The sequence below is a fragment of the Colwellia ponticola genome (genome assembly GCF_005885605.1).
Taxonomy (GTDB): Bacteria; Pseudomonadota; Gammaproteobacteria; order Enterobacterales; family Alteromonadaceae; genus Colwellia; species Colwellia ponticola.
Window position 1 is genome coordinate 303,965 of the sequence record NZ_SZVP01000001.1, and the last position, 15,259, is coordinate 319,223.

The following is a 15,259-nucleotide window of genomic DNA, read 5'->3' on the forward strand; positions in this document are numbered from 1 at the left end:
TATGCTCGTAGTTTATTTAAGCAACGTGGCTAAGCGGCTTTTCTTTTTAGCTTGTTTAGATAAGGTGAAATTAGTTTTGAAATATTTTATCAAGGGGGTTACTAAGAGGCATAACAGTAAGACCAATAGAGATAATGAAAATGGTGGGCCTTCCCAGACTTGAACTGGGGACCTGCCGATTATGAGTCGGATGCTCTAACCAACTGAGCTAAAGGCCCATTTTCACATTTGGCCTGATGCGTTTATTAGATGAACTAATTGAATAAATAATTCGATGAACTAACAAAGCGCGTGCAGTATAAGCATTTTTTATTTTGTTGTCACCTAGTGAATTTTAAATAATGGTATTTTTTTTACTGAACGCTTATTTCTTAAACAAAACGGTACTTATTAGTACTCAGGTTAAGGTTAAAAGCGGTAGCTAACCCCAGCACTGACTTCAGTTTGCAGCCAGATATTACTAGATATGTGTATTGCGCAATTACCACCGTCACAAAATATGGCACTATCAGAGTTAAAGAGTGTGCCGTATAAACGACTATCCAATCTGAGGCTAACGCGTTCGCTTAGTGCAATTTTTGTTGCTAAGCCAATATTCGCTGAAAAGCGTGTTTCACTACTAAGTTGACTTGCTTGTGGCACAAGATGCGTTAAACCAAAACCGCCAGTAACAAAAAGTGGTATAGGGCCGTTTGACACAGGAACATTACCACCAAGGTGAGCATAGGTAATACTCAAGCCACTACCTGCACCTAAAGAGTTTCCTGATGCCGTAAAGTTGGTATTGTAGTGACTTATTAACAATTCAGCTTGCCTTTTTCTGTCATAAGACCAGGCTGTTAGTAAGCCGTAGCTAATTTTATCTTTTAAATCAATGCGGTAGTTATCTGGTTCCACAATAAAGTCAAAGTCGCCACCAAAACGGTAGCCAATTAAGGGGGTAATTTCAACATTGTGTGGCTGCTTTGCTATAGCGGGCATGGCTACCATGCTCAAAGCACAGCTAAGTGTTAAAGTACGTACTAAGTTAACGCGCATTTAATTTCCTTATCATAAAAACAAAAAGAGTAAGCTAGGATGACTAACTTACTCTTTTTTATGTCTATTTAAAATAGTATCTAACGATTACTTTACCTATGACGTTAAATAAACTTTAAAACCGCGTTTAGCTGCTGCTTATTACTCACCATCAAGGAAGCTTTTAAGTTGCTCTGAACGTGATGGGTGACGTAATTTACGTAACGCTTTCGCTTCAATTTGACGAATACGTTCACGGGTAACGTCAAACTGTTTACCTACTTCTTCAAGGGTATGATCGGTATTCATGTCGATACCAAAGCGCATTCTAAGTACTTTAGCTTCGCGAGCGGTTAAGCCAGCAAGTACTTCATGAGTAGCCCCTTTAAGGTTCTCTGAGGTTGCAGAGTCAACAGGTAATTCACCGCTACCGTCTTCAATAAAGTCACCTAGGTGCGAATCTTCATCATCACCAATAGGCGTTTCCATTGAAATTGGCTCTTTGGCTATTTTCAATACTTTACGGATTTTGTCTTCAGGCATAACCATACGTTCGGCTAATTCTTCTGGCGTTGGTTCACGTCCCATTTCTTGTAACATTTGACGAGAAACACGGTTTAGTTTGTTAATCGTTTCAATCATATGTACCGGGATACGAATAGTACGCGCTTGGTCAGCAATAGAACGAGTGATTGCTTGGCGTATCCACCATGTTGCATAAGTAGAGAATTTATAACCGCGACGGTATTCAAATTTGTCTACCGCTTTCATCAAACCGATATTACCTTCTTGAATTAAATCAAGGAACTGTAAACCACGGTTGGTGTATTTTTTCGCAATTGAGATAACTAAACGTAAGTTAGCTTCAACCATTTCTTTCTTCGCTCGACGGGCTTTAGCCTCACCGATAGACATACGACGGTTAATGTCTTTAATGCCATGAATATTTAAATGGGTTTCTTCTTCAATTTGATTAAGTTTGTAGATACAGCGTTCAACATCATGCTCAACATCGCTAAGCTTAGCTGAATAAGGTTTACCTGCCGCTTGCTCTGCTTCAAACCATTCTTTTGAGGTTTCATTACCTGGGAATATTTTGATAAAGGTTGTTTTAGGCATACCAGCACCAACAACACAGTGCTTCATGATTAAACGCTCTTGCACGCGTAATCTGTCCATCATGCTACGCATGTTTTTAACTAATTTATCAAATAATTTCGGGATCAAGCGGAATTCTTTGAAGATTTCAGCAACAACATCAATAGCTTCTTGTGCATCTTTATGACCACGACCTTTAGCTTCTACGATTTTAGTTGCGTTTTCATGTGCTTCACGTAAAGCGAGGAATTTTTCACGAGCTAGTTCTGGATCTGGACCAGTATCTTCTTCTTCTTCGCTTTCGGTATCGGTTTCATTTTCATCGTCTTCATCATCTGAGCTATCTTCATCATCTAATTCTTCTTTAGACAATTCACTACCAACATGCGTTGCCGCTGCTGGTACATCTTCATCTTCAGCATCGGGATCTAAAAAGCCAATAATGATATCGGTTAAACGAACTTCTTCTGCTTCGAAGTTATCCCACATATCCAATAAGTAGTTTATTGCGGGCGGATATTCAGAAACGCTACGCTGAACTTCTTTGATACCTTCTTCTATACGTTTCGCAATGACGATTTCGCCTTTACGCGTAAGTAGTTCAACGGTACCCATTTCACGCATATACATGCGTACGGGATCGGTTGTGCGACCAATTTCGCTTTCTACTGTGGCAAGTGCTTGTGCGGCTGCTTCGGCTGCATCTTCATCAGTATTAGCTTCGCTCATCATCAAGGTGTCTTGATCGGGCGCATTTTCAAAGACTTGAATGCCCATATCATTAATCATACTAACGATATCTTCAACTTGATCAGAGTCGATAATGTCTTGAGGAAGATGATCATTAACCTGCGCAAACGTTAAATAACCTTGTTCTTTACCTTTGGTTATTAGGTCTTTAAGTCTAGATTGAGGGGCTGATTCCATTGACGAGTGTCCACCTATGTATTATAAATATGGGTTGTAAAATATGCGCTTAAAACATGAGTAAAAAACACTAGTAAAAGCTAATAAATGACGCAATAAAGCGGCAAATTATAGCGAATTTTCAACTTAGTTACCAGCAAATATACTGCCTTAATCGCTTGTTAACATTTATACCTGCTAATTTTGCAGATACCGACTCAGTATAGTTAAAATTAGCGATTAAGCATTGAGTATTGCTTGTAATTCTAACTTTTCTTCTGCCGTCATTTGTCCTGCGCGTGCTTTTTGCAATAACACTTCTGCGCGTTGCTCAACAAAATTGTTTAATAACTTTTCAATACTATCAAGAAACACGTCCGTTGCGGCTTCAGCTTCAACATGGTGTTGCCAACACATTAATTTTGCTAATTGAGCGCCTTGCTCTGTACCACGAAAGTATTCAAGTAGTTGTGGTGATTTAATGCTGGGGTTTTGCTGACAAACAGCTAACACCTGCATTAATAGCGCTATACCTGGCACTGTTAAGGGCTGCAGTACATTAATATCACCTAAACTATTAGCTATATGGGGATGTTCTAATAATAAAGCAAGGGCTAATCTTACCGGTGTTACTTTTGTACTAACTTTAACACGTGTTTTAACTACTTCACCTTGTAAACTTTTAGTAAACTTACTGAGAAATTGTTCACTACCTGTACCAAAATTATTGGCAATTTCATTGAGTATGGCATCTTTTAAAATACTGGCAGGTAGTTTAGATAAGTACGGCTGGAATGACTCAACTAGCGCAGCTCGCCCTTCAAGGGATGTCATATCGACTCTTTGCATAAGTTGTTCAAACAAGAATTTAGATAATGGCATGGCATTATCAAGCATACTTTCAAAAGTAAGTTGTCCTTGGCTTTGTACTAATGAGTCAGGGTCTTCACCATCAGGTAAAAAAACAAACTTTAATGAAAAGCCATCTCGAATAAGTGGTAAGGCGTTTTCCATTGCACGCCACGCGGCTTCGCGCCCTGCTCTGTCACCATCGTAACAACAAATAACTTCTGGCACAGTTCTAAATAAGGTTTGTAACTGCTCGAACGTTGTTGCTGTGCCTAATGAGGCAACGGCGTAATTAACACCATGTTGTGCTAACGCGACAACATCCATGTAACCTTCAACAACAATGAGCCTTGTTAGTTGTTTATTTGCTTGTTTGGCTTCATACAAACCATACAGTTCTTGGCCTTTATGATAAACGCGGGTTTCTGGCGAGTTTAAGTACTTAGGTTTTTCATCGCCTAAAACACGACCGCCAAAACCAATAACACGGCCACGTTTATCGCTAATAGGAAACATGATACGACCACGAAAACGATCATAAGGTCGATTTTTATCACCAGCAATCGCCATGCCTAAGTCAATTAATTGCTGGTTAGCTTGGCCATTACGTGAAAAAGTACTCATCATACCGTCCCAAGCATCGCTGATATAACCAATACCAAAACGCTTTACCACTTCGCCACTTAAACCTCTGCCTTTTAAGTAGCTAATGGCTTTTTCTTTGTCACTTGCCACTTTTAATTGTTGCTGGAAGAAGCGGCTAATTTGCGCCATTAATTCATAGTCGTCTTGTTTTTGCTGATAGACTTTTTGTTGACGGCGTTGCTCTTCTGGACTGGCGGTGTTCTCTTCTCGGATAACTTCAACACCACAATATGAAGCAAGCTCTTCAACGGCATCAACAAAGTCGAGGCGGTCAAATTCCATCAAAAAGGAAATGGCATTACCGTGTTCACCACAGCCAAAACAGTGATAAAACTGTTTGTCTTGGCTCACTGTAAACGAGGGAGATTTTTCATTATGAAATGGGCAACAAGCTTGGTGGTTTTTACCTGCTTTTTTTAAGGGAACTCGGCTATCAACCAAATCAACAATATCTACTCGGTTGAGTAAGTCATCAATAAATTGTCGAGAAATGCGTCCAGCCATAATAGTAAGGGTCACCGATAAAGGAAAATACAACGCGATTATTCTACACAATCTCGGTAGAGAAATCAGTAGTTGCTGATATTAGCTACAACAACATAATAAAATAATGAATACTAATCGGGCTAATTGCTAAGACAAAATACAGGGACAAAAAAACCGTAATAACTAAAGCCATTACGGTTTTTTATATATTTTATTATGTATTAATTGTAGTGTTCGCAAACTGCGTAAACTATAAAGCCTGTAGCCTTGCTCTTACTTGACCGCTTACTGCGCCCATGTCAGCTTTACCTTGCATTACAGGTTTTAATAGCGCCATTACTTTACCCATATCAGCCATTGAGGCTGCTTCAGATTCTATAATCGCGTTATTTATTAATGCATTAATTTCTTCTGCGTTAAGCGGCTCTGGCATAAAAAATTCTAACGCCGTTATTTCAGCGGCCTCTTTTTCTGCCAATTCATCACGACCGCCTTCAGTAAACATTTTAATTGACTCTTTACGTTGTTTAACCATTTTGGTCAATATCGCGGTAATGTTGTCATCTGTTGCTTCGGTGTTGTGATCAATTTCTGCTTGCTTAACAGCAGAAATTGCCATGCGAATAACGCCAAGACGTAACTTGTCTTTGGCTCGCATAGCAATTTTCATTTCATCGTTGAGTTGACTTAGAAGTGACATTTTCTCTCCATAATAGGCAAGCTCTTAGAAATTTGCATACCCGTTCTACTTGAATAGGCTGGTTTAGAAATACCTTCTACTGCGTGATTGATGTAGATGAGGGCTAGCCTTTTCACAATCAATGCCTGCTTATAAGGCGTTTCTAACTTCAGCTGAATTTTATATCTTCAAATGGAGCGGGTATTTACTAAGGAATATCTTAGTACATGCGAACGCGACGAGCGTTCTCGCGAGAAACTTTTTTAGCAGCACGTTTAACAGCAGCTGCTTTTTTACGTTTACGTTCCCAAGTTGGTTTTTCATAACATTCGCGACGACGAACTTCTGAAAGGATTCCTGCTTTTTCACATGAACGTTTAAAACGACGTAATGCAACGTCAAATGGTTCGTTTTCTCTTACTTTAATTACTGGCATGTACTTTATTACCTTAGGGTATCTATATAAATCGGTGATGGATTTCTACTAAACAGACACTAGATTCGACACTATCATCATAGCTAACATAAGTTGAGCTATATTGATTTTATCGATACTTGCGTAATGTTTGCTTCATCTACACCCGCTCTATCAAAAAAAATTGGTGACATATTCTACTACTAAGTGTTCGCTAATGTAAAGTGTTATAAGAATCTTATTAAATGAATACCGTAAGTAATCTAAACTCGACTTAATAACCCCTTATTTAGAAGCTACTTTTACTGACTTTAGCGTTTAATACACGTGCAATAGACTCGCTATTGACGCGTGTATTTGCCTTGAATTAAGCAAAACTATCACGTGAGATAGTAAAACAAAAACATAAGCGACATATTTCAACACATAAGAGTATTTTTAAACCAAGTTCAGATTAAATAGGCTGGTGTCTGCTTAGTAAACACAGTAAAATCACCAAATTAATGGGCTTTTATTGTTGCTACTTATGCTGTGATTTATTTCGATAAGTCATGTTGGTCGTATTTCTAATTTTTTAGTCTTCTTTTACGCTTTATTAAGCGTTTTTTGCATTACTTTTGAGAGTATATTTATGCGTATTTTGGGTATTGAAACTTCTTGTGATGAAACTGGCATCGCCATTTATGATGACGGTCAAGGCGACAGCCCTGAAGGTATACTCGCGCATCGTTTATATAGTCAAATCGCGGTTCATGCTGATTACGGTGGCGTAGTACCTGAACTTGCTTCAAGAGATCATGTCCGTAAAACTATTCCTTTAATTAAAGAAGTGTTGGCTGATGCTAACCTAACGCCACAAGATTTAGATGGTGTTGCTTATACTGCTGGCCCGGGTTTAGTGGGCGCGCTTTTAGTCGGCTGCTCTATTGGCCGCAGCTTGGCGTATGGCTGGGATTTACCTGCAGTGCCTGTGCATCATATGGAAGGTCATTTATTAGCACCTATGCTAGAAGATGATGTGCCTGAATTTCCGTTTGTGGCATTGTTAGTGTCTGGTGGTCATACCATGCTAGTGCGTGTTGACGCTATTGGCGAATACAAGCTACTAGGCGAGTCAGTTGATGATGCAGCCGGTGAAGCCTTTGATAAAACAGCAAAACTACTAGGCTTAGATTACCCTGGCGGTCCGGCATTATCTAAAATGGCACAAAGCGGCGTAGTAGGACGCTTTAAATTACCACGCCCGATGACAGACAGACCCGGTTTAGATTTCAGTTTTAGTGGTTTAAAAACGGCGGCAGGTACGTTAGTGCGTAAAGAATGCCAAGACTTAAGCGAAGCTGAATTGACACAAACCCATGCAGATATTGCCAACGCTTTTCAAAAAGCGGTCGTTGATACTTTAGCAATAAAATGTAAACGTGCTTTGCAGCAAGAAAAGCTGAATCGATTAGTTATTGCCGGTGGCGTAAGCGCCAACACTGCTCTACGCGAGCAATTAGCAGTAACCACTAAAAAACTAGGTGGCAGTGTTTTTTATCCTCGCCCTGAATTTTGTACTGATAACGGCGCTATGATTGCTTATGCGGGTATGCAACGTTTAAAAGCGGGTACTCATGCTGATTTAACCTTTAAAGCGAACCCTCGCTGGGCATTAGACTCACTTCCTTCGGTAACAAAAGCCTAATAATTTAGTTAACGCCGTTTACTAACGGCCTAGCTAAATTTTATGATTAATTTTACTTTCAGTGCCTTTAAGTAGGCGCTTAATATTATCTCGATGGCGAAGTATGATTAAACCGCTAAGCATTATCGTTGGGTAAACATAAAGCGGTTTTAATAAGTAAACATACCATGGTGCCATCGACACTGTAATAATAGCCGCCAAGCTAGAGTACTTACTTACTTTCACCACCAATAACCAAGTCAAAATTAACAAGCCGCCCAAGGTAAACCCTATCGGTAACAATGTACCTAAGGCTGTGGCTACGGCTTTACCACCTTGAAAATTAAAAAATATTGGATACATATGCCCTAAACAGGCAGCAACACCAATAAAGCCTAAATAGAGCGGTTCCATCGCTAAAAAGTAAGCCCCCCAAACAGGGATAGTCCCTTTAAGCACATCCAAAAATAATACCGTTGCCGCAGTAAGTTTGTTACTCATGCGTAATACGTTGGTTGCACCAGGGTTTTTAGAACCTGCTGTTCTCGGGTCTGGTAAGCCAACAAATTTACAAACCAATATAGCACTAGAAATAGAGCCTATTAAATAAGCAACAATAATCATAGTGAAAAGAAGTAGTAGCATCTAGGTAGTAAAGTCCATTAGTCCGCACAAATAAGTACAAAAAGGTAATTCTCATTCTATCTTCATCTGTGCTAGTTTTTCTAGCACTTCGCAGGTAAAATTGCTTTTATTTTGTAACAATAACAATGTTACGTCTCTAATTTTATGAAAAAGTTCTCACAAGGTAGTAGGTAAGTCATGGATAAGGTGTTAATTAAAGGGTTAAGTATTCAAACCACTATTGGTTTTTATCAGTGGGAAAAAGAAATAAAGCAAACCTTAGTGATAGATCTCGCTATGGGCTGGAACATCGCTGATGCTGCGTTAAACGATGAGTTAGCAAAAACGTTAAATTATGCTGAAATTTCAGAAGCTATTGAGCGCTTTGCCAACGAAAATCCTGTTGATTTAATTGAAACACTTGCTGAACGCTTAGCGAGTTATTTAATGACCCAATACCTAATCCCTTGGTTAAAACTGACTATAGGTAAGCCTGGCGCGGTACATAATGCGCAAACGGTTGCGGTAGAGATTGAGCGTGGTAAACAAACCACAGAGACTTCTCTTTAATGGCGCAAATATACATATCACTGGGCAGTAATATTGAACGTGAATACTATGTTAAAGCGGGACTACTTTCTTTAGCTCAAGCGTTTGAACTGCCCTTTGAAGCATTAACCTTGTCATCACTATTTGAAAGCGAATCGGTCGGTTTTACTGGCGATGCTTTTTATAATATGGTTATTGGTATCACCTGCCCTCATAGCATTGAACAAGTAGTCACCATGTTGCGTGACATTGAAACCTCTCATGGTCGTGACCATACAGCTAAAAAGTTTAGTCCACGCGGTTTAGATCTCGATTTGTTATTATACGATGATTTAATTATTAATCAGCCCGCACAACTTCCTCGTGATGAAATAACAAAAAATGCTTTTGTATTATGGCCATTGAGTCAAGTAGCGCCAAACTTAGTCCACCCTATTTTAAAAAAGAGCTATCAAGATTTATGGCAAGATTACAACAAACGTAGTCAACAACTCAGTATCGTTGAAAGCTGCTGGTAAAGTAGCTTGGATATATATACCTATAAAAAACATACATAAAAGTTAAAGGACAACCAGCAACACATGAGCACTTTAGAAATAATCATTCTGGCTTTATTACAAGGCTTAACCGAATTTTTACCCATTTCCAGTTCCGCCCATTTGATATTACCTTCACAAATTTTGGGTTGGCAAGATCAAGGCTTAGCCTTTGACGTTGCCGTACATGTTGGTACTTTATTAGCTGTAGTTATGTATTTTCGTAAAGAAGTAAGCGTGATGGCCGTTGCTTGGTTAGGTACCGTTGGTGTTGGTCCAGAAAAAGGTCAAGCTAGTTTTGATGGTAAATTAGCCTGGTGGATTTTACTGGCAACTATTCCTGCAGGCTTATTTGGTTTATTAGGTAAAGACTTTATTGAAGCGCATTTACGCTCAGCTTTAGTCATTGCCTTAACAACATTACTCTTTGGGTTTTTATTAGGTTTTGCCGATGTAAAAGCGGGTCATCGTACTGAGCATAAACCGATGGAAAAACTCGGTTTTAAAGGAGCTATGTTAATTGGCTTAGCACAAGCTGTGGCTCTTATTCCCGGTACCTCCCGCTCAGGTATCACCATGACTATTGGTTTGATGCTTGGTTTAAGTCGTGATAACGCGGCACGCTTTTCATTTTTATTGTCGATACCAGCCATTACCATGGCAGGAAGTTATTTAACGTTAAAGTTGGTCTTATCAAGCGAAGCTGTTGATTGGTTTGCCATGGGCTTAGGCAGTTTAATAGCCTTTATTAGCGCCTATGCCTGTATTCATTACTTCCTTATTTTATTAGAAAAGTTAGGTATGATGCCGTTTGTTATTTATCGATTACTTCTCGGCTTTGGTTTGCTTTGGTTTATATTAAATTAACAAAAAGTATCGCGATAACCTCAGTAAGCTAACCGTATTTAATTAACCTATAAATTAATATATACATTACTATCTAAATAACAGATTTGAGAATAAAAATATGATTGCTATTACCTTAGATAACTTTCAACAAGTCATTGTTGATCAATCAAAAGAAAAATTAGTACTGGTAAGCTTTTGGGCAGAACAAATACCTGAAAGTGTTGCCTTACGCGATAAACTTGCCGCTAGACTGGCAAACTTAGATGACCATATCATTTTGGCGACAGTAGATTGTCAAAGCCAAGGGCAAATAGCACAACAGTTTGGCATTGAAGGTTTACCTACCGCTATACTATTAAAAGATGCACAACCACTTGATGGTATTTCAGGGCCTCAAGATGATGCTAGCATCGCCGTATTTTTAGATAAACATTTACCTAAAGCTGAAGATATTTACCTTGAGCAAGCAAAAACCGCACTGGCTAACAAGCAATTAACAGAAGCCACTAATGCGATTATGCAAGCCTACCAAGCAGATAATAGTCGTGCTGATATTAAACTAGTATTAATTGACGTTTATTTACAAACGGGAAAAGCGAGTGAAGCAAAAGCGTTATTAGCGACTATCACTTTAGTTGACCAAGGTAGCGAGTATCAAGCGTTAATGGCCAAAGTAGAGTTAGCCGAACAAGCAGCTAACTCACCTGAAATTAAAGCATTAGAAGCGCAGTTAAAGGCAGCACCTGGTGATATTAACCTGAACCAACAGCTAGCAGCACAGTACAGTCAAGTAAATCGCCAAGAGGATGCCTTAACAATATTATTTCGTTTAGTACAAGCCGGTGATGAAGGCACAAAAGCAAGAAGCAAGGAGCTGTTTCTCGATGTGTTAAAAGCCTTACCCGATGGTGATCCATTGGCAATAAAATTCCGCCGAAAGCTTTACACTTTACTGTATTAATAACAAACGGATTAATTTATTAGCCAACTCTTCAAGACCATTATTAGCTCTCATCAGTACCTGTCATCCCCTACATAGCGACCTAGACGAGACCATAAAATAACGAAGCCCAACTCAGTAATGCGTTGGGCTTTTTTTATGCTTTTAAGCGCAATCTAAGCGAGGTTAGCCAGTTTAGCCACGAAAAAAAACAATAAAACCAGTGTTATTATGTTGCGCGTCTACGACTAATGATTGAGTCTTTTTTACTGCTTATGGTTAGCAATAAGCACTACGTTAAGATAGGATATGTCGCTGAAATATAGCTAAATCTTTAAAGTCGTGAACAAAGGTAATAAAAAATAATGGACAATACTGCTAAATCAACACTTGAGCCAAAATCTGAGCCTCAACCTGACAGAGATGAACTCAGTTACCAACAAAAATATAAACCAAGTTCAGCATTTAATACCCGTGAAGAATATTTAGAGCATGAATTGCAAATTATGGCGCCCAGACGCTGGCGTCCCAACTTACCCTTTAGGGATTATCGTTTTGAGTTAGAAGATGCTATTCCCGCCATGGCGGCGACTATAGGCAAAGTGGTGATGGTTGGCGCTATAGCCGCCACCTTTGCTGCACCGCTTGGACTAGATGATGGCTTTGTATTGGCCAACGTACGCTACGAACTGTTAATAGCCGCGGTTTTCATTGTGCTTTTCTCTGGTTTTTTATTACCGACGGCTAACCTAGCCGGTACTCATGGTCCATTAATTCCACTTATTCCTATTGTCGTTGCTGCTGGTGGTCACCCCATGGCATTTGGCTTACTCATTGGCGCATTTGGCCTACTGTTAGCTATTAGTAAAGGCGGCAGTATGCTGGCCAACTTAACAAGTAAAGGAGTTTGCGGAGGTCTATTACTGTATCTTGGTTTTGTCGGCACTACGTCACAGGTTAAGAAACTATTCGCTTGGGGCGAAGATATCGGTATGACACACATCCCTTTTGTGGTTATTCTCTGTACTATTTTATTATATGCCTTGCTTGAACACCAAGGAAAGCGTTGGTTAGCCGTACCGTTAAGCTGTGTGTTAGGTGGTACGTTAGCCTTTGCAATGGGCGCACCTTTTGAGTTTATCACCAGCCCAGGTTTACCTAATATGAATCCAATGTATTGGTGGGGTGAAGATACCGGTTGGATGCTTGGATTACCTACCATTGAAAGTTTTGTGGTTGTACTGCCTTTTGCTATTTTAGCGGTAGCAATGTGGTCGCCTGACTTTTTAGGTCATCAAGTATTTCAAAAAATTAGTTATCCTGAGCGCACTGAAAAAGTACAAATGAACATTGACGATACTATGGTTAATGCCTCTATTCGCCAAACCTTTGGTTCACTTTTAGGGGGAGCTAACTTCGCCTCTTCGTGGGGGACTTACATGGTGCCTGCCGCTATTGCTAAACGCCCTATTCCTGCAGGCGCTTTATTAACCGCTTTGTTTTGTGTTATAGCTGGCATATGGGGCTACCCAATGGATTTAGCAATATGGCAACCCGTGCTGTGTGTTGCTTTAATCGTTGGAGTATTTATCCCTTTACTTGAAGCAGGTATGGAAATGACACGTGAAGGTAAAACAACTCAGTCGGCAGCGATTGTTGTGTTTTCTTCAGCACTGGTTAACCCTGCTTTTGGTTGGGCGCTTACTATATTACTTGATAATCTGGGTTTAATTGGTTGTAAAGAGCGTAGTTTAGAGCTAACTAAAATGAATCGCTGGATTATTCCAGGGGTGATGTTTGTGTTATTAACAACGGTTATGGCGTCGGTAGGCCTGTTACCGGGTATTCCTGCGCTTATTCCTAGCTTTCGTCACTAAGGCTCAGAGCTCTCATACTGAGTTTTTTTAATCGCTTTAACTGACAACATCAGATTAGCCTAACACTAACACGTTAGGTTAATCTGATTGATATACCCGCTAAGGTAAGTGCTCACTAGCGAGGTAGTCATGTGATTGCATTTCTTGTAAGCGGCTCAAACAGCGCTTGAATTCAAACGCTAAACGCCCCCCCGTATACAAATCTTCTAAGGCGACTTCTGCCGACATAATTAATTTAACATTACGTTCATAAAATTCATCAACTAAAGCGATAAATCGGCGCGTAGTATCATCACAATCAGGCCCCATTTCTTTAACATTAGCCATTAATACCGTGTGATAACGCTGGCTTATCACCATATAATCACCCTGACTGCGCGCACTTTCACAAAGCACTGAAAAGTCAAAATACACGATACCATCACTGACTAACACCGTAGCTAACTGACGTTTATTAACCTCAATAGACTGCCCTACTTCACTTTCACCCGTTGATAATTGTTTAAAGTAGTGTTGTAAATTTTTATCGGCTTGTTCATCAAGTGGATAATGAAATATTTCCGCCTGCTCTAACGTTCTTAAGCGATAATCAACGCCACTATCGACATTAACAATATCGGTATTTTCATTAATTAATTTTATCGCCGGTAAAAATCGCTCTCGCTGTAAACCATTACGGTATAGCTCATCAGGAATAATGTTAGAGGTGGCAACTAAAGTAACATTTCGAGCAAATAACTCTTCAAAAAGTGTCCCTAGAATCATCGCATCGGTAATGTCTGAAACAAAGAACTCGTCAAAACAAATAATGCGTGTTTCGCTAGCAAATTTTTTCGCAATAATTTTTAATGGATCAGATTGCCCTGATAAACTTTTTAATTCTTGATGAACGCGGTGCATAAAACGATGAAAATGGACACGCATTTTGTTATCAAACGGGAGGCTTTCAAAAAAAGTGTCTACTAAATAGGTTTTTCCTCGCCCTACCCCACCCCAAAAGTACAACCCCTTAACAGGATCAAGCTTTTGCTTTTTATAAATTTTCTTCCAGCGGTTAACCACTTTTTTAAAACTTGATACGGCAACTGGCTTACTAAGTAAATCGTCATATAAACGTTGCAGGTGCATAACCGCGTTTTCTTGCGCTGCATCAAAAAGAAAATCATCTCTGGTTAAATCCTGCTTATATCTATTTAAAGGAGTGAGCTTTATCATTGAGAGCCTATATTTATTAATATATAAAATATGTTTTTACTAGGGGTCGTTGCATTTTAGAAGTTCAACAAACCGTAATTTTTTACTAAACAATTTTTTTTTGCTGGTAGTATAATCATCTTGGCATTATATTAATACCAAACGTATGAATACTCGATATACAAATACAGTAGGGTCGGTTGTTCTTTCAAGATCACTTTTGCAGCAACTTGTTGGCTAGTGATACAAGACTGAGCCTTTTCCTGTGGTTGTTCACATAAAAAGGCGATAACGCCGTAAAAGTGAGCAACAAGCGCTTTTATCTCGAACAAAATTTAACCGCGAAAGGTCAATAGACCCTAGTACTAAACGAATTTATTTCTCTTTACAAGGTAAGGTAACTCAATGGATGTAGTAATAGCCCTCGTCATTTTTATTATTGGCGGACTTGGTGGTTTTTTAGCAACCCGTTTTTTGTCTAGCTCAAGCCAAGAACAACGTAGACTAATAGAACAAGTAAATAAAAGTGAAACCGCTTTAGCACAATATAAAGTTGATGTTGCTGAACATTTAGCAAGCTCTGCTAAATTACTTGATCAAATGAATAACACCTGTCAAACGGCAATGAAGCAAATGCAAGAGAGTACTAAGTTATTGCAAAAAGCGACCGATGCAGAAGTTGATAACATGCCGTTTTTCTCTGAAGAGACTCAGCAACAACTTGCTCAAACGGCAGCATTGCGTCATCAAAGTCGCAGCATCGAAATTCCTGAAACAACAGAGCCCCCTTTAGATTATTCTGATGGTCCAAGTGGTTTATTTGTTGACCAGAAACAAAAAGTTACATCCGCAGGGTAATTTGATACATGATTTACTGAACTAAAGTCTTTTAGTTCAGTCTATTTTAGGGTAATTATAAAAAGTTAACT

Annotated in this window: 15 protein-coding genes and 1 tRNA gene; 7 read left to right on the top strand and 9 right to left on the bottom strand. The window is 39.3% G+C overall.

What is annotated here, in order from left to right; all coding sequences use genetic code 11:
* Window positions 1-141: 141 nt before the first annotated feature.
* From FCS21_RS01255 to rpsU, 6 genes are all read right to left on the bottom strand, one after another.
* Window positions 142-218: transfer RNA gene (locus FCS21_RS01255), tRNA-Ile, on the bottom strand.
* Between the two features lie 190 nt (window positions 219-408).
* Entirely contained in the window at window positions 409-1,038 is a 630-nt protein-coding gene (locus FCS21_RS01260; protein ID WP_138620170.1) for an outer membrane protein, read from the bottom strand.
* A gap of 141 nt (window positions 1,039-1,179) precedes the next feature.
* Window positions 1,180-3,042 (bottom strand): RNA polymerase sigma factor RpoD, encoded by a 1,863-nt coding sequence (gene rpoD / locus FCS21_RS01265; RefSeq protein WP_138620171.1) that lies wholly within the window; start codon window positions 3,040-3,042, stop codon window positions 1,180-1,182.
* Between the two features lie 219 nt (window positions 3,043-3,261).
* A complete protein-coding gene (gene dnaG, locus FCS21_RS01270; protein WP_138620172.1) occupies window positions 3,262-5,019 on the bottom strand; it encodes a DNA primase in 1,758 nt (585 codons plus the stop codon).
* A 232-nt stretch (window positions 5,020-5,251) separates the two neighbouring features.
* Window positions 5,252-5,701, bottom strand: a complete 450-nt coding sequence (locus FCS21_RS01275; protein ID WP_138620173.1) for a GatB/YqeY domain-containing protein — start codon at window positions 5,699-5,701, stop codon at window positions 5,252-5,254.
* A 199-nt stretch (window positions 5,702-5,900) separates the two neighbouring features.
* Complete coding sequence (rpsU, locus tag FCS21_RS01280; protein ID WP_076420232.1) at window positions 5,901-6,116, bottom strand: 30S ribosomal protein S21; 216 nt, start codon at window positions 6,114-6,116, stop codon at window positions 5,901-5,903.
* A 610-nt stretch (window positions 6,117-6,726) separates the two neighbouring features.
* Here rpsU and tsaD point away from each other — a divergent pair.
* Complete coding sequence (gene tsaD / locus FCS21_RS01285; protein WP_138620174.1) at window positions 6,727-7,782, top strand: tRNA (adenosine(37)-N6)-threonylcarbamoyltransferase complex transferase subunit TsaD; 1,056 nt, start codon at window positions 6,727-6,729, stop codon at window positions 7,780-7,782.
* A 33-nt stretch (window positions 7,783-7,815) separates the two neighbouring features.
* Here tsaD and plsY read toward each other — a convergent pair whose 3' ends face one another.
* Window positions 7,816-8,406 carry a glycerol-3-phosphate 1-O-acyltransferase PlsY gene (plsY, locus tag FCS21_RS01290; protein ID WP_138620175.1) on the bottom strand — a complete coding sequence of 197 codons (591 nt, stop codon included), beginning with the start codon at window positions 8,404-8,406 and terminating at the stop codon, window positions 7,816-7,818.
* 177 nt (window positions 8,407-8,583) lie between these two features.
* Here plsY and folB point away from each other — a divergent pair, with 177 nt between their 5' ends.
* From folB to FCS21_RS01315, 5 genes are all read left to right on the top strand, one after another.
* Window positions 8,584-8,955, top strand: coding sequence for a dihydroneopterin aldolase (folB, locus tag FCS21_RS01295; protein WP_138620176.1), 372 nt, complete (start codon window positions 8,584-8,586; stop codon window positions 8,953-8,955).
* Entirely contained in the window at window positions 8,955-9,452 is a 498-nt protein-coding gene (folK, locus tag FCS21_RS01300) for a 2-amino-4-hydroxy-6-hydroxymethyldihydropteridine diphosphokinase (RefSeq protein WP_138620177.1), read from the top strand. The genes folB and folK overlap by 1 nt, the downstream gene beginning before the upstream one ends.
* Before the next feature lie 63 nt (window positions 9,453-9,515).
* A complete protein-coding gene (locus FCS21_RS01305) occupies window positions 9,516-10,337 on the top strand; it encodes an undecaprenyl-diphosphate phosphatase (RefSeq protein WP_138620178.1) in 822 nt (273 codons plus the stop codon).
* A 100-nt stretch (window positions 10,338-10,437) separates the two neighbouring features.
* Complete coding sequence (locus FCS21_RS01310; RefSeq protein ID WP_138620179.1) at window positions 10,438-11,280, top strand: tetratricopeptide repeat protein; 843 nt, start codon at window positions 10,438-10,440, stop codon at window positions 11,278-11,280.
* A 344-nt stretch (window positions 11,281-11,624) separates the two neighbouring features.
* The gene (locus tag FCS21_RS01315) at window positions 11,625-13,136 is read left to right on the top strand and encodes a DUF3360 family protein (RefSeq protein ID WP_138620180.1); all 1,512 of its coding nucleotides are present in this window, start codon (window positions 11,625-11,627) and stop codon (window positions 13,134-13,136) included.
* A 99-nt stretch (window positions 13,137-13,235) separates the two neighbouring features.
* Here the strand turns inward: FCS21_RS01315 and zapE are convergent, their stop codons facing one another.
* Complete coding sequence (zapE, locus tag FCS21_RS01320; RefSeq protein ID WP_138620181.1) at window positions 13,236-14,351, bottom strand: cell division protein ZapE; 1,116 nt, start codon at window positions 14,349-14,351, stop codon at window positions 13,236-13,238.
* Between the two features lie 131 nt (window positions 14,352-14,482).
* The gene (locus FCS21_RS01325) at window positions 14,483-14,662 is read right to left on the bottom strand and encodes a hypothetical protein (protein WP_138620182.1); all 180 of its coding nucleotides are present in this window, start codon (window positions 14,660-14,662) and stop codon (window positions 14,483-14,485) included.
* A gap of 73 nt (window positions 14,663-14,735) precedes the next feature.
* Between FCS21_RS01325 and FCS21_RS01330 the strand changes: the two genes are divergently transcribed.
* Entirely contained in the window at window positions 14,736-15,188 is a 453-nt protein-coding gene (locus tag FCS21_RS01330) for a Z-ring associated ZapG family protein (RefSeq protein ID WP_138620183.1), read from the top strand.
* The last annotated feature ends 71 nt before the right edge of the window (window positions 15,189-15,259 follow it).